This window comes from Variovorax sp. RCC_210 (assembly GCF_041355175.1).
GTDB lineage: Bacteria > Pseudomonadota > Gammaproteobacteria > Burkholderiales > Burkholderiaceae_C > Variovorax.
In genome coordinates this window covers 738,398-761,865 of record NZ_JBFUPJ010000001.1, presented here as the reverse complement: position 1 = coordinate 761,865, position 23,468 = coordinate 738,398, and the positions used below count along the sequence as shown (strand labels likewise).

The 23,468-nt window shown below is 65.7% G+C and carries 23 protein-coding genes and 1 tRNA gene; 7 read left to right on the top strand and 17 right to left on the bottom strand.

Features of this window, described 5'->3' with window-relative positions:
- Positions 1-3 precede the first annotated feature (3 nt).
- The 6 genes from proW (at position 4) to AB6807_RS03735 (ending at position 7,790) form a co-directional block, all read left to right on the top strand.
- Positions 4-1,203, top strand: a complete 1,200-nt coding sequence (proW, locus tag AB6807_RS03760; RefSeq protein ID WP_371083551.1) for a glycine betaine/L-proline ABC transporter permease ProW — start codon at positions 4-6, stop codon at positions 1,201-1,203.
- Positions 1,204-1,226: 23 nt separating this feature from the next.
- The gene (gene proX, locus AB6807_RS03755; protein ID WP_371083550.1) at positions 1,227-2,240 is read left to right on the top strand and encodes a glycine betaine/L-proline ABC transporter substrate-binding protein ProX; all 1,014 of its coding nucleotides are present in this window, start codon (positions 1,227-1,229) and stop codon (positions 2,238-2,240) included.
- Between the two features lie 58 nt (positions 2,241-2,298).
- Positions 2,299-3,852, top strand: a complete 1,554-nt coding sequence (locus AB6807_RS03750; protein WP_371083549.1) for a fumarate hydratase — start codon at positions 2,299-2,301, stop codon at positions 3,850-3,852.
- A gap of 4 nt (positions 3,853-3,856) precedes the next feature.
- Positions 3,857-4,678: a glutamate racemase gene (gene murI, locus AB6807_RS03745; RefSeq protein ID WP_371083548.1), complete on the top strand. Its 822-nt coding sequence runs from the start codon at positions 3,857-3,859 to the stop codon at positions 4,676-4,678.
- Between the two features lie 14 nt (positions 4,679-4,692).
- Positions 4,693-5,472, top strand: coding sequence for a hypothetical protein (locus AB6807_RS03740; protein WP_116908832.1), 780 nt, complete (start codon positions 4,693-4,695; stop codon positions 5,470-5,472).
- A gap of 89 nt (positions 5,473-5,561) precedes the next feature.
- Positions 5,562-7,790: an Ig-like domain-containing protein gene (locus AB6807_RS03735; protein WP_371083547.1), complete on the top strand. Its 2,229-nt coding sequence runs from the start codon at positions 5,562-5,564 to the stop codon at positions 7,788-7,790.
- Positions 7,791-7,806: 16 nt separating this feature from the next.
- On the opposite strand, the gene AB6807_RS03730 is transcribed toward AB6807_RS03735, so the two are convergent.
- From AB6807_RS03730 to AB6807_RS03720, 3 genes are all read right to left on the bottom strand, one after another.
- A complete protein-coding gene (locus tag AB6807_RS03730; protein WP_371083546.1) occupies positions 7,807-9,123 on the bottom strand; it encodes an MFS transporter in 1,317 nt (438 codons plus the stop codon).
- Positions 9,124-9,154: 31 nt separating this feature from the next.
- The gene (locus AB6807_RS03725) at positions 9,155-9,796 is read right to left on the bottom strand and encodes a DUF6806 family protein (RefSeq protein ID WP_116908829.1); all 642 of its coding nucleotides are present in this window, start codon (positions 9,794-9,796) and stop codon (positions 9,155-9,157) included.
- Between the two features lie 20 nt (positions 9,797-9,816).
- Positions 9,817-9,908: transfer RNA gene (locus tag AB6807_RS03720), tRNA-Leu, on the bottom strand.
- Positions 9,909-10,127: 219 nt separating this feature from the next.
- On the opposite strand from AB6807_RS03720, the gene AB6807_RS03715 reads away from it, so the two are divergent.
- The gene (locus AB6807_RS03715) at positions 10,128-10,916 is read left to right on the top strand and encodes a hypothetical protein (protein ID WP_371083545.1); all 789 of its coding nucleotides are present in this window, start codon (positions 10,128-10,130) and stop codon (positions 10,914-10,916) included.
- 37 nt (positions 10,917-10,953) lie between these two features.
- Here AB6807_RS03715 and AB6807_RS03710 read toward each other — a convergent pair whose 3' ends face one another.
- The 14 genes from AB6807_RS03710 to AB6807_RS03645 form a co-directional block, all read right to left on the bottom strand.
- The gene (locus AB6807_RS03710) at positions 10,954-12,057 is read right to left on the bottom strand and encodes an acyltransferase family protein (protein WP_371083544.1); all 1,104 of its coding nucleotides are present in this window, start codon (positions 12,055-12,057) and stop codon (positions 10,954-10,956) included.
- A 74-nt stretch (positions 12,058-12,131) separates the two neighbouring features.
- Positions 12,132-12,680, bottom strand: a complete 549-nt coding sequence (locus AB6807_RS03705) for a hypothetical protein (protein WP_371083543.1) — start codon at positions 12,678-12,680, stop codon at positions 12,132-12,134.
- A complete protein-coding gene (locus tag AB6807_RS03700) occupies positions 12,677-13,282 on the bottom strand; it encodes a lysozyme (protein WP_371083542.1) in 606 nt (201 codons plus the stop codon). Before AB6807_RS03700 ends, AB6807_RS03705 begins: the two co-directional genes overlap by 4 nt.
- The gene (locus AB6807_RS03695; RefSeq protein WP_371083541.1) at positions 13,279-13,593 is read right to left on the bottom strand and encodes a hypothetical protein; all 315 of its coding nucleotides are present in this window, start codon (positions 13,591-13,593) and stop codon (positions 13,279-13,281) included. The genes AB6807_RS03700 and AB6807_RS03695 overlap by 4 nt, the downstream gene beginning before the upstream one ends.
- Positions 13,590-13,991, bottom strand: a complete 402-nt coding sequence (locus tag AB6807_RS03690) for a hypothetical protein (protein WP_371083540.1) — start codon at positions 13,989-13,991, stop codon at positions 13,590-13,592. Before AB6807_RS03690 ends, AB6807_RS03695 begins: the two co-directional genes overlap by 4 nt.
- A 58-nt stretch (positions 13,992-14,049) precedes the next feature.
- The gene (locus AB6807_RS03685; RefSeq protein WP_371083539.1) at positions 14,050-14,559 is read right to left on the bottom strand and encodes a hypothetical protein; all 510 of its coding nucleotides are present in this window, start codon (positions 14,557-14,559) and stop codon (positions 14,050-14,052) included.
- Positions 14,560-15,483: a hypothetical protein gene (locus tag AB6807_RS03680; RefSeq protein ID WP_371083538.1), complete on the bottom strand. Its 924-nt coding sequence runs from the start codon at positions 15,481-15,483 to the stop codon at positions 14,560-14,562. It abuts the gene before it with no gap.
- A gap of 21 nt (positions 15,484-15,504) precedes the next feature.
- Positions 15,505-16,104: a YmfQ family protein gene (locus AB6807_RS03675; protein ID WP_371083537.1), complete on the bottom strand. Its 600-nt coding sequence runs from the start codon at positions 16,102-16,104 to the stop codon at positions 15,505-15,507.
- The gene (locus tag AB6807_RS03670; protein ID WP_371083536.1) at positions 16,095-17,129 is read right to left on the bottom strand and encodes a baseplate J/gp47 family protein; all 1,035 of its coding nucleotides are present in this window, start codon (positions 17,127-17,129) and stop codon (positions 16,095-16,097) included. The genes AB6807_RS03675 and AB6807_RS03670 overlap by 10 nt, the downstream gene beginning before the upstream one ends.
- A complete protein-coding gene (locus AB6807_RS03665; protein ID WP_371083535.1) occupies positions 17,119-18,291 on the bottom strand; it encodes a phage GP46 family protein in 1,173 nt (390 codons plus the stop codon). The genes AB6807_RS03670 and AB6807_RS03665 overlap by 11 nt, the downstream gene beginning before the upstream one ends.
- 37 nt (positions 18,292-18,328) lie before the next feature.
- Positions 18,329-19,012 carry a phage baseplate assembly protein V gene (locus AB6807_RS03660; RefSeq protein ID WP_371083534.1) on the bottom strand — a complete coding sequence of 228 codons (684 nt, stop codon included), beginning with the start codon at positions 19,010-19,012 and terminating at the stop codon, positions 18,329-18,331.
- A complete protein-coding gene (locus AB6807_RS03655; RefSeq protein ID WP_371083533.1) occupies positions 19,005-20,291 on the bottom strand; it encodes a phage baseplate assembly protein in 1,287 nt (428 codons plus the stop codon). Before AB6807_RS03655 ends, AB6807_RS03660 begins: the two co-directional genes overlap by 8 nt.
- A complete protein-coding gene (locus AB6807_RS03650) occupies positions 20,288-21,556 on the bottom strand; it encodes a DNA circularization protein (protein WP_371083532.1) in 1,269 nt (422 codons plus the stop codon). The genes AB6807_RS03655 and AB6807_RS03650 overlap by 4 nt, the downstream gene beginning before the upstream one ends.
- A gap of 2 nt (positions 21,557-21,558) precedes the next feature.
- Entirely contained in the window at positions 21,559-23,379 is a 1,821-nt protein-coding gene (locus AB6807_RS03645) for a hypothetical protein (RefSeq protein ID WP_371083531.1), read from the bottom strand.
- Positions 23,380-23,468: the final 89 nt, after the last annotated feature.

Below are 23,468 nucleotides of genomic sequence, written 5' to 3'. Positions count from 1 at the left end.
ACGATGAACGACACCACATTTCCTTCCGAGCTGGCCACGCCCGACCTGGGCGCGCCTGCGTTGAACACGCCTGCATTGAACGCACCCGCCACACCCGACGCCTCTGCCTTCGTCGATCCGTGGCAAGCCATCTCGGCCGCGCCCGACACCTCGGCCACCAGCGCCTGGCTCGACGCGCCGGTCGGCGCCGCGCACCAGCTCGCCGGCCAGGCCGACAGTGCAACCAGCGGCTTCCAGCTGCACCGCCTGTGGGACGGCTCGCTGCCCATCGAGAGCTGGATCAACCAGGGCCTGGGCTGGGTGGTCGAGCACTTCCGCCCCTTCTTCCAGACCGTGCGCCTGCCCATCGACAGCACGCTGAACTGGGTGCAGGGCCTGCTCACCGGCCTGCCCACGCTGGCGATGATCGCCCTCATCGGCCTGTTCGCCTGGCAGTTCGCCGGCCGCGCGCTCGCCATCGGCACCACCGTAGCGCTGCTGCTGGTGGCCATGCTGGGCATCTGGCCCGAGGCCATGGTGACGCTGTCATTGGTGCTGACCTCGCTGGTGTTCTGCATGGTCATCGGCCTGCCGCTGGGCGTGCTGCTGGCCAGCAGCGACCGTGCGCAACGCATCATGCGGCCGGTGCTCGACGCGATGCAGACCACGCCCGCCTTCGTGTACCTGGTGCCGGTGGTGATGCTGTTCGGCATCGGCAACGTGCCGGGCGTGATCGTGACCATCATCTTCGCGCTGGCCCCGTTGGTGCGGCTGACCAACCTGGGCCTGCGCCAGGTGCGCCCCGACCTCATCGAGGCCGCGCGCGCCTATGGCGCCTCGCCCTGGCAGATGCTGGTGAAGGTGCAGCTGCCGCTGGCCATGCCGTCGATCATGGCGGGCATCAACCAGGCGCTGATGCTGTCGCTGTCGATGGTGGTCATCGCCTCGATGATCGCCGTGGGCGGCCTGGGCCAGATGGTGCTGCGCGGCATCGGCCGGCTCGACATGGGCCTGGCCACCGTGGGCGGCCTGGGCATCGTGCTGCTGGCCATCACGCTGGACCGCCTGACGCAGGCCATGGGCAAGTCGCGCCGCAGCGCCGGGCGCCGCTGGTGGCACACGGGGCCGGTCGGTTTCGTGCTGCGCCAGCTGCAGCGCCTGGTGAGCCCGACCTCGAGCCAAGGAGCGCAAGCCGCCCCCGCCCTGTCCACCCAAGCCCATTGAGCATCGAAGGAGGAACCCGACGCATGAAGAAGATCAATGCCATCGCGCGCGGCCTGGTGGCCGCCGGCTTCGTCGCCCTCGGCCTGGCCGCGAACGTGGCCCACGCCGCCAACGAGCTGCCCGGCAAGGGCGTGACCGTGCTGCCGCTGAAGAGCTCGCTCGCCGAAGAGGCGTTCCAGACGCTGCTGGTGATGCGCGGGCTGCAGAAGCTCGGCTACACCGTCGAGCCCATGAAGGACCTGGAGCCCGCCACCGAGCACCTGGCCATCGCCAATGGCGACGCCACCTTCATGACCAACCACTGGAGCCTGCTGCACGCCGACTTCTACAAGAACAGCGGCGGCGACGCCAAGCTGTGGCGCAAGGGCGTGTATTCCGACGGGGCGGTGCAGGGCTACCTGATCGACCGCAAGACGGCCGAGCAATACAACATCACCAACATCGCGCAGCTGAAGGACCCGGCCATCGCAAAACTGTTCGATGCCGACGGCGACGGCAAGGCCGACCTGACGGGCTGCAACCCGGGCTGGGGCTGCGAGCTGGCCATCGAGAACCACCTGGGCGCCTACCAGCTGCGCGACACGGTCACCCACAAGCAGGGCAGCTACGCGGCGCTGATGGCCGACACCATCGCCCGCTTCAAGCAGGACAAGCCGGTGCTGTACTACACCTGGACGCCCTACTGGGTGAGCGCGGTGCTGCGCCCGGGCACGGACGTGGTGTGGCTGCAGGTGCCCTTCTCTTCCTCGCAGGAAGGCGCCGCGGACACGCAGCTGCCCAACGGCAAGAACTACGGCTTCCAGGCCAACCAGGAACAGATCGTCGCCAACCGCGCCTTCGCCGAGAAGAACCCGGCGGCGGCCAGGCTGTTCGAGGTGATGAAGCTGCCCATCTCGGACATCAACGCGCAGAACCTGCGCATGAGCCAGGGCGCGAACACGCAGCAGGACGTGGAGCGCCACACCGACGGGTGGATCCGGGTGCACCAGCAGCTGTTCGACGGCTGGATAGAGCAAGCCCGGGCCGCGGCGCGGTAGGCGCGTCGGCTGAGATAATCGGGGGGCGTTTTCACATTCATAAAAAACTCCCCCCACCATGACGACCACGATCCAGCAGGCCGACCTGATCGAATCGATCAGCGCCGCGCTGCAGTACATCAGCTACTACCACCCCGCCGACTACATCGCCCACCTGGCCAAGGCCTACGAGCGCGAGCAGAGCCCCGCGGCCAAGGACGCCATTGCGCAGATCCTCACCAACAGCAAGATGAGCGCCACGGGCCACCGCCCGATCTGCCAGGACACCGGCATCGTCAACGTGTTCCTCAAGGTGGGCATGGACGTGCGCTGGGGCGGCTTCACCGGCAGCCTGGACGACGCCATCAACGAAGGCGTGCGCCGCGGCTACAACCACCCCGACAACACGCTGCGCGCCTCGGTCGTGGCCGACCCGCAGTTCGACCGCAAGAACACCAAGGACAACACGCCCGCGGTGATCTTCACGGAAATCGTTCCGGGCAACACCGTCGAGGTGACCGTGGCGGCCAAGGGCGGCGGCAGCGAGAACAAGAGCAAGCTGGTCATGCTGAACCCCGGCGACAGCGTGGTCGACTGGGTGCTGAAGACCGTGCCCACCATGGGCGCCGGCTGGTGCCCGCCGGGCATGCTGGGCATCGGCATCGGCGGCACGGCCGAGAAGGCCGCGCTGATGGCCAAGGAAAGCCTGATGGACGACCTCGACATGCACGAGCTGCAGGCCAAGAAGGCCTCGGGCGCGGAGCTGAGCAAGGTCGAGGCGCTGCGCATCGAGCTGTACGAGAAGGTCAACGCCCTGGGCATCGGCGCGCAGGGTCTGGGCGGCCTGGCCACCGTGCTCGACATCAAGATCAAGATGTACCCCACGCATGCGGCCAGCAAGCCGGTCGCGATGATTCCCAACTGCGCGGCCACCCGCCATGCGCACTTCGTGATGGACGGCAGCGGCGCGGTGTACCTCGACCCGCCGTCGCTCGACCTGTGGCCCAACGTCAACTGGGCGCCCGACGAAAAGAAGAGCAAGCGCGTCGACCTCGACAAGCTCACGCCCGCCGAAGTGGCGAGCTGGAAGCCCGGCGACACGCTGCTCTTGAACGGCAAGATGCTCACCGGCCGCGACGCCGCGCACAAGCGCATCCAGGACATGCTGGCCAAGGGCGAGCAGCTGCCGGTAGATTTCACCAACCGCGTCATCTACTACGTCGGCCCGGTCGACCCTGTGGGCGACGAGGCCGTGGGCCCGGCCGGCCCGACCACCGCCACGCGCATGGACGGCTTCACCGAGATGATGCTGGCGCAGACCGGCCTGATCGCGATGATCGGCAAGGCCGAGCGCGGCCCGGTGGCCATCGAGGCCATCAAGAAGCACAAGAGCGCGTACCTCATGGCCGTGGGCGGCGCCGCCTACCTGGTGAGCAAGGCCATCAAGACCGCCAAGGTGGTGGGCTTTGCCGACCTGGGCATGGAAGCCATCTACGAGTTCGACGTGGTCGACATGCCCGTGACGGTGGCTGTCGATGCCGGCGGCACCAGCGCGCACATCACCGGCCCGGCCGAGTGGCAAAAGCGCATCGCCAGCGGCGAGTTCAAGACCATCATGATGGAAGAGGCCTGAGGCCTTGAACCCGATCGGCGTGTTCGACAGCGGCGTGGGCGGGCTCAGCGTGCTGGCCGCGCTGCGCGCCGAGCTGCCCCGCGAGAACTTCGTGTATTTCGCGGACACCGCCTACGCGCCGTACGGCGAGCGCGGTGACGCCTATGTCATCGAGCGCTCGCGCGCGGTGGTCGAGCACCTGGTGCGCGAACACCGCATCAAGGCGCTGGTGGTGGCCTGCAACACGGCGACCACCGCGGCCATCCACCTGCTGCGCGCGGAAAACCCCGCGCTGCCCATCGTGGGGCTGGAGCCCGGGCTGAAGCCGGCGGTGGCAACGAGCCGCACCGGGCACATCTCGGTGATGGCCACGCGCGGCACGCTGGCGAGCGCCAAGTACGCCGCGCTGCGCACCTCCTTCGCCGGTTCGGCGGAAGTGCGCCCGGTGCCCTGCGACGGCCTGGTGAAGGCCATCGAAGGCTTCGACGCCGCGGGCATCGCCGCGCTGTGCGAGCGCTACATGAACGAGGCCGGGCCCTTCGGTGACGGCGCGAACGACGTCGACACCGTGGTGCTCGGCTGCACCCACTACCCGCTCGTGAAGGACGAGCTGCGCAAGCACGCCCCGGCCGCGCTGCGCTTCATCGACACGGGCGTGCCCGTCGCGCAGCACACGCGGCGGCTGCTCGCAGCGGCGGGCCAGCTCGTGCACGACGACCAGCTCGCGCATGACGAACAGGTCGCGGGCATGCTGCGCCTGGAAAGCAGCGGCCAGCTCGCCGTGCTCGAGGTCGCGGCGGCGCGATGGCTCGGGCTGACCGCAAGCGCGACCCCGGCGTCGGCTTGAACCCAACTCCCTTCATGCGCTTTCTTCGCCACGCCGCCCTTCTTCTGTGCCTCTCGGCCGCCGGCCTGAGCCACGCGGCCTGCGAGAGCGGCCTGGCCGAGCGCATGCACGCCAAGCTGCACCCCAACCGCCCGCTCGACGAGCGGCTCGCGGCCTGCAAGATCTGGCCGGCGTTTCCGGGCCGCAGCATCGTCGTGCTGCCGATGCCGCGCGAAACGACCGACCGCGGCGCCAAGGTCTTCGACCTGGAGATCCTGCTGATCCAGCGCCCCGACAACGGCAACACCGAGCGCGACACCGTCATCGGCCGGCTGATGCAGCCCGAAGCGCTCGACGAAGACGCGACCACGTCGATCCAGGACATCCGCATCGACACCTCGCGCTATGTGCTGTCGAGCGAGGCCCGGGCCTTCGGCGTGCGCGTGCGCTACCGCGGCACCAGCGCGCCCGGCAGCCCGCTCGCGAGCGAGACCGTGCGGCTGTACGTGCACCACGGCAAGCAGTTTCGCCAGGTGCTGCAGGAGGTGGAGCTCGACCACGACAACGGCGGCTGGGACGCGACCTGCACCGGCCACTTCGAAAAGCTGCGCACCATGCTCTCGGTGGGCAAGGCCACGAGCAACGGCCTGGCCGACCTGCAGCTGTCGCGCACCCTGGTGCAAAGCCGAGCGCAGCAGGAAGAAGACCAAGGCTGCGTAGAGAAAACGCTGCCCGCCAGGTTCAGCACCGTGGTGCTGCGCTACGACGGCGAACGGTACAAGGTACCGAAGCAATTGCGCCAGCAAACACCCTGAACAGAGCCTGACTTGCGCACGGTCTTTCACGGACCTGTCATGTGCAATCAACAGCATGCGCGGTTTCCTACAGAGAACCACCGCGCACAATGAACCCGCTTCCCAACTCGCTTCCGAACTCGCTTTTTTCGGCCCGCATTCCCTTCAAGCCCATGCTGCTCGCCAGCACCCTCTCCCTGTTGCTCGCCGCTTGCGGCGGCGGCAGTGACGCCGGCAGCATCGGTGGTTTCTTCCCGCCCGTGGCGACCACGCCGCCGGCCGTGCAGCCCGAACCCGAACCCGTCGTTCAGCCCGAGCCCGACCAGCTCGTTTCCAAGGCGCGGTTCACGCCCAATGCCGGCACCACCGAAGGCTCGTCCGACGCATCGACCGCGCTCGCCCTGCCCGACAACTTCATGATCGTCGCGGATGACGAAGCCAACGTGCTGCGCGTGTACCCGCGCGGCGGCGGCGCGGCGGTGAAAGAGTGGAGCTACAAGCTCGAAGGCCCCAAGCTCGCGAAGGAACTCGACCTCGAGGCCGGCACGCGCATCGGCGACACGCTGTACTTCACCGGTTCCAACAGCAACAAGAAGGACGGCGGCGACGCCGCGGCCGACCGCTCGCACCTGTTCGCGGTGAAGGTCACGGGCACCGGCGCGAACACCGCGTTCGACTACTTGGGCCAGTTCTCGCTGCTGGAGGCGCAACTGATCGCCTGGGACGCCGGCAACGGCCACGGCCTGGGCGCCAACCACTTCGGCTTTGCCGTGTCGGCGGCGGCCGGCATCGTGCCCGAGCGCGTGGACGGCTTCTCCATCGAGGGCATGACCAGCTCGCCGGGCGACATCGCCCTGTGGCTGGGCTTTCGGGCGCCGCAGACGGGCGGGCTGGTGCGTGCCAAGGCGCTGATCGTCCCTCTGCAGAACTACGCCGCGCTGATGGCTGGCACCTCCACCCAAGCCAGCTTCGGCGCGCCCATCGAGCTGGAGCTGGGCGGTCGCGGCATCCGCTCCATCGACAAGGGCAGCGACGGCAACTACCTGATCGTGGCCGGTCCGGCGGGCGCCAGCGTGCCCGAGGTCGACCGCAACTTCGCGCTGTTCGCATGGAACGGCAACGCGAACACCGCGCCGGTGGAGCTGTCGAACGACCTCGAGGCGCTGCGCAAGGAAACGGGCGGCAGCTTCGAGTCGACGGTCGAGGTGCCGGGGCCGGTCAAGGCCGGCACCCAGGTGCAGCTGCTGCTGGACAACGGCGACACCAAATGGGACGGCAAGACCGCCTCCAAGGACCTGCCCGCGGCCGAGCAGAAGTTCGACGGCTTCGTGGTCCGCCTCGGCGCACCCTGGGTGGACACCGCCGGCCCGACGCTGAAGAAGACATCGCCGGCGGCAGGCCGCGTGGGCGTGAACCTTGACACCTCGATCACGCTGTCGTTCAACGAAGCCGTGCGCCTGGGCTCGGGCAGCATCGTGCTGCACAAGGCCGACGGCAGCGTGGTCGAGCGCTTTCACACCAACAGCCCGCCCGCGCGCATCCAGGTGGCGTTCAACACGGTGAAGCTGGTGCCGACCGCGAAGCTCGCGATGAGCACGGGCTACTTCCTCACCGTGGAGACCAACGCCGTGATGGACGCGGCCGGCAACGCCTTCGCGGGCATCGCCGATGCCACGCAGCTGAGCTTCACGACCGCAGGCACGCCCACGCCGCTGGTGGCCGGCGACCTGCTCTTCATGGCCGCCAACGCCGAAGCGCCCGACGCCTACGCCTTCGTGCTGCTGAAGGCCGTGAACGGCGGCACGCAGGTGCTGTTCACCGACCGCGACCGCAAGGCGGGCGCGGCCGAGTTCGGCGGCATCACCAATGAAACGGCCTTCTTCTGGACCGCGGACCAGAACCTGCCGGCCGGCACCATCGTGACCATCCAGACCGACGTCACGGGCAACCCGATCGCGGACAAGGGCTTCACGCTGGGCTCTCCGGGTGGCATCGGCAAGTCGGAAACCGTCTACGCCCTCGCGGGCGGCACCATTGCGGGCCTGGGCGACGGCAAGGCGGGAGAGATCACCGCGGTGGGCAACTACCTGGCGAGCATCACGCTGGGTGGCGCGGCGGGCAGCATTCCCGATGCGCTCACCACGGCGGGCACGGCCTTCAGCTTCACGGTGTCGCCGGCCAACCAGACCAACGCGATCTACACCGGCTCGCTCGACCGCTCGGACCTGGCCGCATTCGCTACGCGCGTGAAGAACCCGGACAACTGGACCAAGCGCTATGCGCCGGAGGTCGGCTACCCGCTGACCAACGACAGCCTGTTCGGCGACAAGCTGCCCTGACCGGCGCCTTGCAGGTCTAGGTGCGCAGCGCGGCCTGGCGGCCGCGCTGCATGTCGATGGGCAGCAGCAGCAACAGCCCCGCCACGAACAGCACCGCCGTCGAAAGAATGGCGATGCGCTGGTTGCCGCCGGTCATCCAGGTGATGGCGCCGAAGCTCAGCGGGCCGATGATGCTGGCGAGCCGCGTGGCGAAGGTCCACAGGCCGAAGAACTCCGCAAGCTGCCGCGGCGGCGCCAGGTAGCCGGTCATGGCGCGGCCGGCCGACTGGCTCGAGCCCATCGACAGCCCCGCGATGGCCGCGGCCCACCAGAAGCCGCCCTTGGTGGTCACCAGCGCGGCAATCACGCACACCGCGATCCACGCGACCAGCGTGCCCGCGAGCGAGAGCTTGTGGCCGACGCGGTCCTGCACGTAGCCGAAGCCGAAGGCACCCACCGCCGCCGCGATGTTGAGCACGAAGATCAGCACCATCGTCTCGCTGGCGACGAAGCCGATCACCTGCTCGGCGTAGATGGCCGCCAGCGTGATCGCGACCGCCACGCCGCCCTGGTAGAACACCGTGCAGGCCAGCAGCCACATGAAGTCACGGTAGGCCCGCGCCTGGCGGAAGGTGTCGCGCAGTTGCCGCCAAGCGCCGGCTTCGGCAGCAGTTTCGACGTTGACGCTGGACGTTCGCGGCGTGGCGCGCTCGGGCAGCAGCGCGAAGGTGGCGCACGCGGCGGCGCCGTAGATGGCAGCGGTGATCAGCATCGTGACCGGCACGAAGTGCGCGGCCGGCAGCCCCTTCGATTGCGACCACAGCACATAGGCCAGGCACACGCCCAGCGCCAGCATGCCGCCGACATAGCCGAAGCTCCAGCCCCAGCCACTCACCTTGCCCATGCCGTCGGCCGTGGCCAGCTCGGGCAGGAAGGCGCCCGTGAGCGATTCGCCGTAGGAATAGAAAGCGTTGGAAACGATGACCAGTGCCATCGCCAACGCGACGCCCGACGTGCCGGTGAAGCGCGGCGTGACGGCCAGCGCGGCAGTGGCCAGCACGCAGCCGAGGGTCGCGAAGACCAGCACGCGCTTCTTGGCCGCGTGCTGGTCGGCGCAGGCGCCGATGGCGGGCATCGTGAGCATCACGATGGCATAGGACACGCTGAGCGCCGCGGTCCATGCAAAGGCGGCCCACGGCGCGCCCTTGGCGATGCCACCCACGAAGTAGGCGGCGAACACGGCGGTGATGACGACGGTGGTGTAGCCCGAGTTGGCGAAGTCGTACATCGCCCAGCCGAACACCTCGCGCTTGCGCACGCCAGGGCGCAACGCGGAGGCTGGAAACAGGGCCATGCGGCCTGGTTCTGGAAGAGAGTCGAAGTTCTCAGTGCAGGTGGCGTGGACGGCGACCGCCGCCATGACCACCACCGCTGCCGCCACTGCCGGGGCCACCCGTGCCGCGCGGGCGCTTGCCGATTTCCAGCGAGTTCACCAGGGCGTCGAAACGGTCGCTGAAGAGACGATCGATCTCGGAGACCACGCCACCCAGCTCGGCGCCGTCGAAGTGGCGCTCCATGAGGTTGACGACGTCTTCCACCAGCAGGTCGCGCTGCACCTGCATGATCGCGGCCGGGTTGGGGCCGACGAAGAGCATCAGGAAATCGTCGCGCGATTCTTCGTCGGGGTCGCCCTCTTCCTCGTCGAAATCGGTGTCGTAGAAGGTGACCTCGATGGCCGCGCCGCGGTCCGACAACTCGTTCAGGGCCATGCACATCTCGTCGAGCGCCTGGCGGAAGTCTTCGTCGCCCGGCACGGTCCAGCAGATCTGCAGCGTGTGGTCTTTTTGCTCGAAGCGGATGCCCGGCTCTTCTTCGTAGGTGCTCGTTGCGCCGTCCGCCAGCGACTTGGCGCCGGCATAGGTCCACAGGGGCTTGAGCGCCTCCTGGATCTGGTCGAAGCTCACGTCCGAACGCAACGGCACATCGCCGTGAACGTGGATTTCAAATGGAGCGTTGTAGCGAGGCATCGAGTGCTCCCATGTAAGTTTGGTACCCGGAACGGGGGTCGAACCCGTATGCCCCGATCAAGGAAGCGGCGGATTTTAAGTCCGATGTGTCTACCAATTTCACCATCCGGGCGTCAGGTTGAACATCGACGATAACCCAAACAAAACAAGCCCCGGCAACGTCGGTTGGCGGGGCTTGAAAGTCGGAGTCGAATCTAGTTGAACGAGAAGGTGGAGGCGCGACCCGGAGTCGAACCGGGCTACACGGATTTGCAATCGGAACCAGCCCAATGAAATCAACAGGTTAGCGAGGAGCTACCCAAACCACCTTCTGCGCTGCTTCGAATCCGCTTTGGTCATCGCCGTGCACCCCTCATTATCGCTCAGCCGGCGGCTGAGGATCTTCGACTGGCTCAAGCCACCGCGCGGCCGCGGCGAGCGGCGACAACGCACGCAAGTGAACGTCCTTGGCCAGGTCGGTGGCGAGCTCCTCAAGCTGCTCTGGATCGACCGTGCGCCAATGCATCTTCAGCCGCTTCGCGCAGTAAAAGATCCATATGTCGGTCGGGATCTCGTCGTCATCCATGGACGAATACTACTGTATATTTGTACAGTGGCAATACGGATCCTGTACGAGGTGTTTCGCACCCGCTTTGAAGGAAACAAGCTGCTCTCGCAAGAGGCGGTAAAGCACACACGCGCACTCGGCGACTTGGTCTTTACGGAGCGCGTGCCCGGCCTTCAGCCAGGTCGCGGCATCTGGATTGCAATGCTGCTGCGCGACGACGGCGAGAGCTACGTCATCCCGGTGCTCGACCGCGCGGAGATCCGAAAGATCCGGGGCGGCATCCTGATCAGGGGCACGGAGGTTGTGCCCCGCGGCCGCGGCATGAAGAACATCCGCTCCGACAGGTATCCGCAGACGTGGTGGTGTCGCCCTGTCGCAATCTCAAATAGCGCCTTCGAGCCCGAGGATGGCGGCCCTGACTCGCCTGCTGAGGCCCGTCGCAAAGCTCGAGAGCATGAGCTGGTAAGCACTCCGGAAGCGCTGAAGATTGCCGAGGCGCTGAGTCGCCGGCCAACGCGCAGGATGCCCTACGACCCTGCAACTGCGTCAGGACACTACCTGGGCCATTTTTAAGTCTGCAGGCCTAACATTTTGGCCCGATGCCGCGCTGTCAAAGCAGCGTCACAGCGTCCTGCCGGGGCTGATCAACGCGGGGCATTCCCAAAACGGCACGAGCGAATCGTCGACTGATTTCGATGCCAAACCGGTCGACTGGATAGAAAGCAATGGCGGCCGCAACGGCTGTGACCAGCGTTGCTGCAAACAAAAAAAGCTTACCAAAGATGGTGAGCCAGCCGATTTCGGCCAAAGCCACCGCGGCCCACGATCCAACGCTGCAGATCACCAGAATGTGCACCAGGTACAAGGAAAAGGAGAGCTTGCCCAGCCACTGGGAAAACGGGAGAGACAGCGCGCGCTGCATCGGTGCGTTGATCATCACTGCATAGACCACAGCAGCTGCACTGAAACCTGAGGAGACAGAAGCGTAGGTGTCCGTCCGCTGGCCTGCCCCAAAGAGGCCGGCCGCCAGCAAGATCCACGAGCACCAAAAGCCAAATGTAGAGTTTTTCAGTCGCTGATGAGCCCCCGATTGAACGAAGTGCGCGATGGCGACGCCGAGAGCCATCGCGAGCATGAACGACTTCAGCCACCAGCAGATACCTATGAAGAGGGCGTGGCCCAGGAGGCGAAGCAGAGAACTACGCCCAGCGATCAAGAGGAAGGCGAATATCAGCAACGACCCGATCATCTCAGTCGGCATAGTCCACAGCGATGAGTTGTACCAATACGCGTTGCCGCCAAAGAAGACCACCCAGAGGGAGTAATACAGCATGTCGAACAAGCCGGGATCAAAGGTATAGAAGATGCCAAGCCACCACTCGGTCCCCAACACTTTGGAGGCGGCAGGATTCGCGAACACGTCGAGCAGCATCATGGAAAGCGCGAGTGCGGAAATCGCGAAGATCGGGATCGTCAAACGCGGATAGCGACGCAACGCCATGTCGAAGACTTCGCGCTTGGAACTACCTCGAAAGTTCGCAACACTCAGCACGTAGCCCGAAAGCGCAAAAAATATGTAGACAGCAAACGGGCCGTCCAGGACTAGCAGTTTGAAGGGAGGATGCAGTTCGCCCCAGATCATCAGTGTGATGTGATAAGCGACCACGATCAGCGCGGCCCACCCTCGCAGGCCATCTAGGTATTGTTCTCGCATGCGCGAATGGTAGCGCCATCACCGGAGAGAAAACGACAAAAGGGCCCCCAGCGCAGATGCGCTGGGGGCCCTTGTCAGTGGGGTGCAGTCGTTTGCACGAGGTCGGCGTAACTCACTCCGGTGCCGAGGTCGATGGCGTCATGTTGAGCTGCTCCCGCCACAACCTGATATTCCGCTGCGCACGCAAGGAATAGTCCTCTTGCGTTTTGAGCCGCTCGCCTGCTTGCCTCAAGCTCGCTGGGATAGGCGGCGGCGCCGGGCAACCCACCACTACGGGCGGCGGCGTCAAGCCGTGCGACATCGCGCCGCAGCCCGTCAACATCATCACGATTGCTGCGATCGACAGTGCCTGCAGCCTGCTTGCGCGTTTGGTTTGCATTTTCGAGATCTGCCGCAATGGCAGCCTGCTGGTGTTCAAACTTGCGGAAATTCGCGTTGGCCGTCGACGCGGCCTCCGCGCGAACAGTCTCCTGCTTCGCCACGCTCGCCTGCAGGTCGTGCAGGCCGTTGACGGCGCCGTCGCGCTGGTGGCCAACCCAGCACCCATGAAGCACGGTCGCGGCCACCAGGCAGGCCCAGAGCCAGCCCGGCAGCATGCCCAGAAAGCCTGCGATCGCGCTCACGGGAACCTCGCCTCACCGGAAATGATGGCCGAGCGAGCGTCCATGCCCAGGAAGACCAGGCGGGCCGCCTCGCGCCGGCGCTGCAGCCCCTTGAGCACCTGCCCGCCGGCACGAACCCACTTCGGAAGCTCGGCCGCCGCGCCGGCGAAGTCGCCCACATTCAGCTTGCGAAGGAAGGTCGAAGGCGTGCCATCAGCCAGGAACAGAATGCCGTCGCGACCGCCACCGCCGGGGCCGGTGTTGTAGACCGTCGAAACGATGGCGTCCCACTGTCGCTGGGTCAGCGGCACTAGGACGGCCCGGCGCGTCGGAGGCTCGAAGTCGCGCACCAGGCGCTTGGCATAGCGGCCGTCCGCTTCGGCCTGGCTGATGACCTGGCCGACGCGCACGTCCTCGGTGTCGCCCCAGCCGATCGTCCAGGGCTTTCCGCTCAGATGGCCGAACTGAAGCGGCACGGTCGCGAGGCTGTAGGGATCGACGCGGGCCGCCTGCAGCGCCTTGAACAGCGCCGACGCAGGGTCTGGGTATGCCCGAAGCTTGCAGGCCTCGTAATGGTGGTTAAGCTCGTGGCCATCGGGGCCGGTGAAAAGTTGTTCGTTCATGGTTCTTCGCTGAGTGGTGAGTGATCGGTGGCCACTTCCGGTGGCTTGTCGTTCTTCCAGGCATGCCCGCTCGCCATGAGCATCCAGAGCACGTAGGCCGCCATCAGCAACGACGCATAGCCGGGCCATTCGCCAATCAAGGGGCGGAAGGCGGAAAAGAAAAGAGCGCCGGCGCCGAGCGCGTACTCGGCCTGGACACGCCAGAGCACGGTCTTGCTGTCCATCGCGTTGAGGCGGCAGATGCAAATGACCATGCTCGGGATGCATAGGCAGAAGTTGAGGAACGCGATGAAGTGCTGCAGCTCGTTCATTGCCCGCCGCCTTTCAGCTTGATCAGGATGTCGAGAAGCGCGCCAAGCTTCTGCGCACCGGCGCGGTAAAGCGATGGCCAGTCGTCGCCGATCAGCCCGATCACGAACGCCACAGGCGCAAGCAGCACGCGTTCGGTGAGCTGCGGGTGGTAGCCGGCCAGCACGATGGAAACGACCACAGTGCCGATCGTGGCCACGCCGCACACCCGGAAGTAAAAGAAGACCGCGCTCCGGCGGCTCGACTTGTCGCGGCGGATCAAGGCGAACGAGCCGCCGATCGCGGCGGCCGTCACGATGGCCATGTACGGCCCGACGACGTTCGCCACTTCCGCCGAGAAGAAGAGCGTGGCCAGGAACACGCAGAGCCCGACGATGTCGGTGATGGATGGTTGCGACATGGCGCCCTTCAGGCAAAAGAAAACCCGCCGAGGCGGGTGGGTTGGGAGCGTGATGCGCCTAGAGCTGCGCCGCAGAAATGAACAAGTCGTCGAGCGCCTGGTCATCCAGCTGAAGCAAGGCCGCCAGGTTGGCTAGGAACGGAGATGCCCGGTCCACCGTCGCGGCAAACTCCCACTCGATCTGCGCAGCCTCTTTCTGCGGGCTGGACAACCCGTTGATGGCAGCTGAAACGGCAGCCAGCTTCCCGGCGGACAGAAGCGCAAGGCGCGCCTGGCGCATCGTGACGGACGCCGGCACCAGTGCGGCCTCGAGCGCCGGCGGCGGACCGCTGAAACCCTGCCCCTCGCTCCAGCGATCGCCGATGGCCACCGTCGTGCCTTCGGGGATCGGGACACACGTGGCCACATAGTCGGGGTGATAGCACAGGGAGATAGGGATCTCGTCTCCGGCTTTGACGATGAGCACCGGCTCCGCGTCCCCCTCTGCAGGGCCGAGCAGGTCCACCTCCGCGCGCGGCAGGACGATGATCTCGGCGACAAGGCCCCAGACGATTTGAGCGAAATTCATTTATGCCATCTCCTCGATGATTACGTAACCGTCGCCGCCCGCGCCGCCAGCAGCAGCGGCCAGGCTAGAGCCCAACGTGGCGCCGCTACCGCCACCGCCAAGGCTTGGTGCGGCAGGCCCCGCGCCGTTGTTTTGGGAAGCTGCAGCCGGCGCACCATCGCCGCCCTGCCCGCCACGTGAGCCGATGAATTGGCCAGAGCTGAGCAAGAAGCGGATACCAGCACCGCCGCCAGGCACGCTGCGGATGTTGGCGCCAGTGGGGGCGCTGCTTGGCGACCCGTCGACCACGGACCCGTTGCCCAGCGCGTTGGCTGGCCCGCCTGCACCGCCCGGTCCACCAGGTGCAGTCATGAGCGCGCCCACCGACGATGCCGTGCCCGCCACACCGTTGTTGTTGCCGGCGGCGCCGCCTGCGCCGCCTCGACCAACCGTGATGACCAAGCTTGCGAAGCCGCTGGTATGGATCGCTTCGCCATACGCGCCCCCTGCTCCGCCCTGTGCGGCGGCGACCTGGCTGGCGCCTGTCGCCGCAGCACCGCCGCCGCCGCCGCCGCCGCCCAGGGCGCGCTCCCGAATGGACTTCGTGCCAGCGAGTGCGTTGAACGCGGCGCCGGCGACTGCCGTGAACGCGCCACCGTTCACGCTGACTTGCTGCACGCCGGCCACCCACATGTAGATCGAATAGCGGAGGGAGCGCCCAGTAGCTACAGCGCGGATCGCCTGCAGCAGTTGCGTGAAGTCCGCGCCGTTGAGCGTCAGTCCGGCGGCTTCGATGACGCTGGCCAGCTCCTCCTGCACGTTGTCAAACCAGCTATCTGTCAAGTCCGTCGCAGGGATGCCGCCCACGACGTTGCCGTTGGTAAAGCCATCCTTGCCTGCGCCAAACTTGTTGGCCGACTTGGTGGCTGTATCGATGCGCTTCATGAAATATTCCTCTCGTAAAAATCAAACGCCATAGCCGACGAACAGACGCGTGTGCGCCGGCTTGTGGGCGGCCAGAAGGCACTCCAGGCCAGGATTCCCCCAGCTCGCGAGCGGGTCGTTGCAGCGCGCCACGCAGGTCATGACCTTCACGTTCACGCTGGCCGGCACGTTCACCGTCCAGCCGTACCGCCAGCCGCCCTGGTTGAGCGACGCGTTGCATTTGCTGAACGCACGGAACGGCCGGTATTCCTTGACCGTGGCGCCGGGATAGCCAAGCGCCGCGAGCAGACCAACAAAAAAGGCGACCGATTGGCCGCCTTGGTAGGTGAGTCGCTGCACGACGCGTCGCCGTCGTTCCGCCGTCGACGTGGGCGGATCTAGGCAGGGATCCGGCAGGCCGACCACGCGCTCGAAGTCCACGAGCAGCTCACTGGTCGTTCGCGCGTCGGCCTCCTCGATCAGCTGGTTCAGGCGCGCATGCACCGTCGCCATGGACGCGCCTGCCGGCGGGAACGCGCGCGCGTGGGGCGAGTCGCTGTCGCGTGGCCAGGCAGGCCCCTGCGGCAGCAGCTGCTCGAGCTGGTTCGTGTAATCGTCTGCACTGGCGGTAATCACACCCATGTGATGCTCCCGAAGACGGGCATGTGCCCGATGGCCGGCACGACGTTCGCCGCCGGCGACACCAGCACGTGATCGGTCTCGCCCGCGGCGGTGCTGATGGCTTCGCGGATATGGGACACCAGCAGGGTCACACCTGGCGCTGCCTCGCGGAACAACAGGTCACGCAGTTCCAGCTCCACGGCCGCCTTGACTGCCACAGTCGGCGGCGTCAGCGTGATCTGGAAGTTGAGCGGATCCGCGATCGGGGCCACGACATACACGTCCGCCGTAACCGGCCTCAGCGGATCAATGTGCGCTTGCACCGCGGCGACCTCGACCGCGTCGGGAATCGGCGTGGCGTCGTTGTCCCGCACGAAGCGGACAACGACTGTGCCAGCGCCCTGCTCGAGCGGCGCCACCCACGCGCGAGTAACGCCCGGAACCTCGAGTGCCCACTGGAGGTAGTCGGTCGCGCTGCCGCCATCCGGCGGCGTACGGACTCGCGCAATCAGCCGGGCGCGCAACGAGTCCGGGCTCTCGATGTCTGAGCCGCCAGAGATCTCGCTGGCGATCGCTTGCGTCTGCACGCCTGCGATCGGCGAAACCAAAGACAGCGCCTGGCCGGCCGCGCGATTGCCGGCCGCGCCGGCAACGAGCGCCACGACCGGCGCGGTGCTGCCGATGTTGTCGGCCGTGGTCTGGTACTGCACGCCATCGAAGGCCTGTACGACGCTGCCGGCGGGCACTGCGGCGCCCACAGCAAGCACAAAGGTGGCAACGCCCGTGGCGGCCGCCGCAGGCTTTCGCGGCACCTGCAGCCACATCGACGCCCAACGCTCGAGCGTGTCGTCGTCGCAGCGGTCCCAGATAATCTGCTTCGAGATCCAGTCGGTGTAGCCGTAGAGGCCGTGCATTGCGCCGGCAAACACACGAGCGTAGACCTCGGCGTCGGCGCGGCGCAGCTGCGTCTCGTCGCCCACGCGCGAGAGCATATCGTCGCGCAAGGTCTTGACCAGCGCGGTGAGCTGCGGTCGATTAAATGCCATTGAGGAAACTCCATGCGTCGTTGAATCGAATATCTATTCGCGAGCCATCGCCCCGCACGATCTGGCACCACAGCGAGATCTGCGACAGGCCTTCGCGCTCGGCCTGCACGATCACCTCAGTGGCCACGCCATCGGCGACCAACCAGGCAAGCGCTTCCTGTGCGTATTCACGTGCACGCTGCGCTGTAGTCGCTGTGATGGTCGAGCGCGACAGCAGCCAAAGCCGCGAGCCGGTGCGGTCCCCTGCCGCAGCAGGATATGTGTCACCCCACCAGCCCATGCGCTCGTCGCCGGGCAGCTGGTCATCGGCCCGGGCGCGAGCCCATGTGAAGAGGCTGATGATCACGGCGCGCGTCAGCGGATCGCGAAGTGCGCCGGTGACCGAGATGACATTGCCGTCGATCGACATCGTGAGCGAGCCAGGCGCGCCAGCCAGGTACTGGATCAGCGACGCGAAGTCAGCGGCCCGAGTCACCGCCGCGCCTGCTGTCGGGATGTAGCTGCTGATGCTCGCTGCCTGCTCAATTTGAGCGTTGCAGCAGTACACAACCAGGGGGCTAAAAACTGCCGACGCCAACGTAACCACTGGGTAGTTAACCCCCGTGCCAAGCGCGAGAACCGCCGGCGGGATCGCGGGACGAAATCCGGCGAGAAAGTCAGCACTGTTCGCAGCGGTTATCGGAAAGGTGCCAAGGCCCGATGCACCAGTGAACAAGAACTGAATTTGCTCGCTTCCAACCAGCGGGCGACTCAACTTGATATAGCCCCGGGTTGAATAGCGCGCCCCCAGCGTGACAGGCGCAGTCATCCCAGGCGTACTTCGGTCAGCCCGGCAACCAGCGAATCCCTGCGTCATCGTTTGATCAAACGTGATCGCCGAGCAAGGAAAGCCGTCAACGGTCGTAGCAACGCAAGTGGGCGGCGTGGTGCCCTTCCCAGCCATGTCCGTGCAAGCGCTCCAGGGCAGCAGGTTCGTGCCCTGTTCCTCCACCACAAGCTGCCCCCCTTCGAACCGAGGCTCGTTGACGGAGGCGATGCGCAAGGCGCCGCTGTCATCGAAATAGGTCGCTGTGCTTGCACGACTGAAGCCGGTGATATCGCTCTTCGAGTAGTTGTATCGCCCAGGCCCAATTGGCGTAACGGTCTTGTTCAAATTGCTCATGCACGGTCTCCCTGCAGCGGCCGAGCCGAAGCGTTTTTCATGTATTGGGTATCAGCGTCGTGCCGCCCGTCTCAGGGTGCACGTGGCCGCCGTCGATGCGCCGGCCATCGCTCTTGATCGAAGTCAGCGTGTAGCCGACCGTCCCGCCCTGGTAGGCGAACGTCGTGTTGTTGAAGTTCACATTGCCGCCGGTCATCGTGGCCGTGGCCGCGCCCACACCTCCGGTGACGCCGCCGATGGTCAGCTGCTGGGCCTGCAGGAGTTGCGTGGCCTCCACGCGTGGTGTCTCGAAGCGCACGAAGCTGTCGGCCTTGAAGGTGATCGACGGCGTGTCCTCGAAAAGCATCGGCAGGCCTGCGCCCTTCACCACGATGCCATCACGCGTCAGGTGCACACACTGGCCGAGATCGTCCTGAATGGTGACCTCGCCCTGCTTCAATCCCTTCATACGGTACTTTCGATCCGCGATCACCAGCACGATGCCGTGCGACCGGTCGCCATCAAGGAACATCACTGCGGCCTCGGCGCTGCCCGGATGCGGATGCGATGTGAAGCCATACGGCTCGAAATGCTCAAGCCGGTCCTTGACCTCACCATCGAGCAGCTCGAGCTGAACCGCTTGCATCTTTCCCATGGCATTGACCACCGCGAGCTTGCCCCTGGCCAACATGTTGTTGATGCGGTTGTGGAAGGGCCGCAGGGCATTTCCGAAATCATTCACTGATGACTCCCTTCAGGCCGAGCTTGCCGGCATAGCGATCCTTGACGATCTTCACGTTCTTGCTGTTCTTGCCCTTCTGCTTCTTCTGCGCCGCAGACACGTAGCCGTCGACGGGGCCGACCTTCAGTTCGGTCCGAAGGCCTTGCTCGTCCAACAGGAGACGAACCTCGGCGATCAACATTTCGGTGTCGAACCCGATCAGTCCATCAACGACGCGCACACTCTGGTTTTGCAGCCACAGGTCGCCGCTGTCCTGGCGCCAGCCTGCGACGGTGTAGAGCGTCTCAAGCGCCTTCGCTGCTCGATGCGCGCGCTCAAAAGCTACGCGGTCGCCACACGTGCCCTCGTCGGCCTGCCCAGATTGCTTGAGCACTAACACGCGGCGACGGCCGACACGGTCGTCCGTCACCGCGGCGCTAGTCCCTACGGAGGACGTGACGGCAGATTCGACGTCGTCGCCCTCCTCGTTCTCGTCGGTCTGCTGGCTGGTGATCGAGCGCTGTCCCTTGCAGATGTATTCGCTGAAGACCTTCTTGAAGTCAAGTTCGGCTTCACCGGCGAGGATGTTTCCGCCGAACTCGAGCGCAGTTGTTGCTTTGCCGCCCGAGCCAGCGACGACGAACACAAGCTCGCCCATCGCGTTATCGGTTGCGAGGCAGTGCCGCATACGCAACATGCGGTCGATGCTCTCGAACACCGTCTCACCCTGCTGCACCTGGTGAGCGATCGACGCGCCGGTGTCGACCTCCGCCACAACCTTGACGTCGTAGGGGGCCGCCATGTCAGCCGCAATCTGCTCGAGCTTTTGCCCGCGCCACTGGCCGCCGCTGCCGCCCGAAGCGTTGCCAGGCACGGCACGCGCCGCCGGCGCAGCACCGCCCTTGCCGTCGATGCTCTGCACGCCGAGCTTCTTCCAGCGGTTGCCCTTCGCTGCTTCACCACCGCCACCGCCCTTGCTTCCTTGAATCGGGCAGCAGTCGACCAGGTCGGCGGTCTTGCTTCGGCCGCGCACGCCCACAGTGACGGAGTGCCCGTCATAGCGAATCGGTGTCGCGTCGACGTAGCCAGTCGCGACCCGGTCCGCGCCGATGTACAGCTCGCACGAGTCTCCTGCGCGGATCCGCCGCGGAATGTCTGTTGCACCGGGCCAGCGGTCGGTGACCTCGAGGTCAAAGCTGCGCGCCTGGCGCTCAATACCGCTCTCGATGCGAACGTTCTTCCAGCCGCCGAACTCCACGCCGTTGACGACAAGCCGGACAAGATCAGAAGCGTCGGTCATCGGGAAAGTACCTGCAGGGCAATTGCGGGCACGAAGCCCGGGTGGATTACGTGGTTGCGAGAGGCGACCTCATCGGCGCGGCCAGCGTCCTCGTACTGCTCGTACGCCAGCACCAACGCCGGCGTCGTTTCGTTCGGTGTAACGACGATGAGCCGCGCACCGCCGCTCGAGCGCGCGGTGATGTCAGTCCACACAGCGCGCCGCGCGATCTGCAGCGCCTCATAGCTCGCATCGTCCGCGAGCAGCGACTCGGCGTCGAGCGCCGCGCAAAGCGCGTCACGCATGCGGTGTGCATCCGTTTGCACGGTCGTGTCGGCCACGCTGCTCATGCCCACGGCCTGAGCCAGCAACGCACGGCGCACGAGCCCATTGATAGCGCCGGCGTTGACTACCTGCTGCCGGCGCGCCGACGTCGCACCGAGCGCAGGAAGTGGCGCATTGAGCACGCCGCTGGCGCCGCCGTTCCCCGCCAGCCCGACGATGCCTAAAGCCATATCGCTCAGCGCGCTGGTCCGCGGCACCACGATGGCCGACGTCGCATAGGTCGGGCCCGCGGCAAGGTTGCTGCCAGCGAGAGACGCAACAATGTCGGACAGGTCGAACCAATCCATGACCTGCTGCGCCAGGCCGAGCGGATCCGCGAGGAGCTGCAGCACATTGCCGCTGAGCGCGCCCAACTGGCTCGCCCACCCGGACAGCGCGCTGAAGTTGCCGCCCAATGAAGAAGCAAAGTCGAACGCCGCGCTGAAGTTCGACCGAGCCATGTCGGAGACAAAGTCGGAGAACCCGTCGACTGTGAACGAATCGGAAAAGCTTTCGGCCGCAGCGGTGCACATGGAATCCGCAGCGAGCTGGCTCTGTGTCTGTGTGCTGTCGAGGGCCGACGGGAATTCCAGCTCGCCGGACTCGACGAAGTCGAAGCTGACGGTGGCCTTTCCTAGACCCGAATCGAAGCGAAAGCGCACCGGCGTCTTTTGGCTCACCTGCATGGCGCCAAGCCACGGGTGAACCAGGGTGCCAGGCCCTTCCTCTTCCGCCGCGGCAATCAGCGCGTTCGCCTGCTCGATGTAATCAGCGCCGACGAGGATGGCGTCGACGACGACAGCGCGGGTCGCGCGGCCGAGGTCTTGCGCGTACGGCTGGTCTCGCTGCGGGTATTCATTCACCTGCGTGCGCCGGCCGGCCTCGAAGGTCGAGCCGTCCACGTGGAACGGCACGCCGCGATAGCTGGCCGGCTGCAGGTTCTGAGCGAGATCGTCTGCCATGTTTAGTAGCCCAGGGCTCCTGTGTAGCGGTATCCGACATCAGTGTTCATCGCAACACGGCCGCCGTCGGTCTTGGCCTGCTCGACCCGCATCCCCGGCGGCGCGTCCTTGAAACTGACGTCGAGCCTTCCGTTGAGAGTCGCCTGCGTCGGCGTGTTGAGGTTGAAACTTCCAGAGCCCAGCGAACCAGGCGCGGCAGGCGCTCCAGACGCGCCCAGCGCGGCCGCTGAGGTCGCAGCCGAGGCCTGTGGACCATCGGCCGCGAAAACGCTGCCTACGGCCCCACCGATGCGCTGCGCAACGCTGATGGCCCATGCGAACTTTTGGCCGAGCCAATCGAACAAGGATGTGAACCACGCCTTGAGCGGCTCCCAGTTATCGATGATCGTCTTGCCGATGGCGATGAAGGGGAAGCACCAGAGCACGACGTTCTTCCAGCCCTCGTCCATCCCCTCGAAGAGGCCAGTGAACCAGGTCCGCACCGACTCCCAAGCCGAGACGATCTGTCCTGTCAGGCTCGATCCGAACGACAAGGCGGAGTCCGTGACCGAAGACCACTGCGACGACAGCCACCCCATGAAACTGGAGAACCATCCCTTCAGCGTGTCCCAGTTCTCATAGATTGCCCAGGCCGCGGCCGCGATGCCAAGGATGACGCCGATCGGAGACAGCAGCAGCGCGCGACTGAAGATCAGCACGGCCCGGCCGGCCGCGAGCAGGCTGGTGCCGATCAGCCCGACAAGGGACGCCACCAAGGGGATGCGCAGCGCCAGGCCGCCAAGCGCCAGAGCCATGCGGCCAAACGCGCCAATCACACCGAAGACGGCCAGAATCGTCTGCAGGTTCATGACGACGGCTAGGATGATCAAGGCGTTTTTCAGCCCCCCAACAGCGCTCACCGCACCTGCGATGGAAGACGCTGTCTCGCGGATGCCATTGAACAGCGCGGCCCAATCGATTTGCTTGAGCGAGGTGACCAGCTCCTGGAACACCTTCTTGACTTCGCCGGCAACCAACTTTTTGTTGACAGCCGCCCACTGGATGAATTTTTCGATCAGCGGCGAAAGCACCGGAACGAGTTCCTTCGCGATCGTCATCTGGAAGCCCTTGGTGACGATATCCACGTCCTTGAGCTTGTCGCCGAATTCCTTGGCCCCCGCCAGGTCGTCCGCAGATATGACACCCTTCAGCGTCTTGAACCGGTCAAGGTTCTTTTTGATGCCCTCCGCGCCTTCGTTGAGCAGCGGCAGCAAATCCTGGTACGACTTGCCGAAAGCGGCGGTCCCCATCGTGGCCTGCACGACAGGGTTCTGGTTTTTCTTGAACGCCTCAGCCAGCTCGGGAAGCATGTCGACGCCGTTGCGGATCTGACCGTTCACATCGCGCATCGGGATGTGCAGCGTCTTGAATAGGTCGACCAGGTCAGCATTCTTGCCGCTGACGGCGGCGCCAAGATTCTTGTTCAGCTTGCCCATGGACAGGCTCAGCGCCTCGATAGACGTGTCCGACTGCTCGGCAACGTACTTCATGCGCTGGTACTGCTCCGCGCTCGTGCCCGCCTTCAGCGCGCCCTTGGTGACCTCTTCGCCGAGCTCGGCATAGCCGACGACCGCCTTCTTGATCGCGGCCACGCCGAAGCCAGCGGCAATGGTCGACAGGATGCCGAGCGGCACGCCGAATTTCGACGTAAGGCCGTTGATGCTGGTCCCCACATCGCCCAGGTACTTGCGCGTGGTCTTGGCGACGCCCTGCACGCCCTTGAGCACCGGCGACAGGCGGTCGACGGCGCTCAGGATCGCCTTGAGAGAAAAGTTGTCTGCCATGTCTCGGCCCTATGGGTTTGGAGGCTGCTGGCTCCGCGCGATGCGCTCGGCCTGCAGGTCGTATTGCTCGAAGCGGGAGATCGGCAGCT

Coding starts and splice junctions, on each gene's coding strand:
- proW (WP_371083551.1), top strand. CDS start 4: ATGAACGACACCACATTTCCTTCCGAGCTGGCCACGCCCGACCTGGGC.
- proX (WP_371083550.1), top strand. CDS start 1,227: ATGAAGAAGATCAATGCCATCGCGCGCGGCCTGGTGGCCGCCGGCTTC.
- AB6807_RS03750 (WP_371083549.1), top strand. CDS start 2,299: ATGACGACCACGATCCAGCAGGCCGACCTGATCGAATCGATCAGCGCC.
- AB6807_RS03740 (WP_116908832.1), top strand. CDS start 4,693: ATGCGCTTTCTTCGCCACGCCGCCCTTCTTCTGTGCCTCTCGGCCGCC.
- AB6807_RS03735 (WP_371083547.1), top strand. CDS start 5,562: ATGAACCCGCTTCCCAACTCGCTTCCGAACTCGCTTTTTTCGGCCCGC.
- AB6807_RS03730 (WP_371083546.1), bottom strand. CDS start 9,123: ATGGCCCTGTTTCCAGCCTCCGCGTTGCGCCCTGGCGTGCGCAAGCGC.
- AB6807_RS03725 (WP_116908829.1), bottom strand. CDS start 9,796: ATGCCTCGCTACAACGCTCCATTTGAAATCCACGTTCACGGCGATGTG.
- AB6807_RS03710 (WP_371083544.1), bottom strand. CDS start 12,057: ATGCGAGAACAATACCTAGATGGCCTGCGAGGGTGGGCCGCGCTGATC.
- AB6807_RS03700 (WP_371083542.1), bottom strand. CDS start 13,282: ATGAACGAACAACTTTTCACCGGCCCCGATGGCCACGAGCTTAACCAC.
- AB6807_RS03695 (WP_371083541.1), bottom strand. CDS start 13,593: ATGAACGAGCTGCAGCACTTCATCGCGTTCCTCAACTTCTGCCTATGC.
- AB6807_RS03690 (WP_371083540.1), bottom strand. CDS start 13,991: ATGTCGCAACCATCCATCACCGACATCGTCGGGCTCTGCGTGTTCCTG.
- AB6807_RS03685 (WP_371083539.1), bottom strand. CDS start 14,559: ATGAATTTCGCTCAAATCGTCTGGGGCCTTGTCGCCGAGATCATCGTC.
- AB6807_RS03680 (WP_371083538.1), bottom strand. CDS start 15,483: ATGAAGCGCATCGATACAGCCACCAAGTCGGCCAACAAGTTTGGCGCA.
- AB6807_RS03675 (WP_371083537.1), bottom strand. CDS start 16,104: ATGGGTGTGATTACCGCCAGTGCAGACGATTACACGAACCAGCTCGAG.
- AB6807_RS03670 (WP_371083536.1), bottom strand. CDS start 17,129: ATGGCATTTAATCGACCGCAGCTCACCGCGCTGGTCAAGACCTTGCGC.
- AB6807_RS03665 (WP_371083535.1), bottom strand. CDS start 18,291: ATGAGCAATTTGAACAAGACCGTTACGCCAATTGGGCCTGGGCGATAC.
- AB6807_RS03655 (WP_371083533.1), bottom strand. CDS start 20,291: ATGACCGACGCTTCTGATCTTGTCCGGCTTGTCGTCAACGGCGTGGAG.
- AB6807_RS03650 (WP_371083532.1), bottom strand. CDS start 21,556: ATGGCAGACGATCTCGCTCAGAACCTGCAGCCGGCCAGCTATCGCGGC.
- AB6807_RS03645 (WP_371083531.1), bottom strand. CDS start 23,379: ATGGCAGACAACTTTTCTCTCAAGGCGATCCTGAGCGCCGTCGACCGC.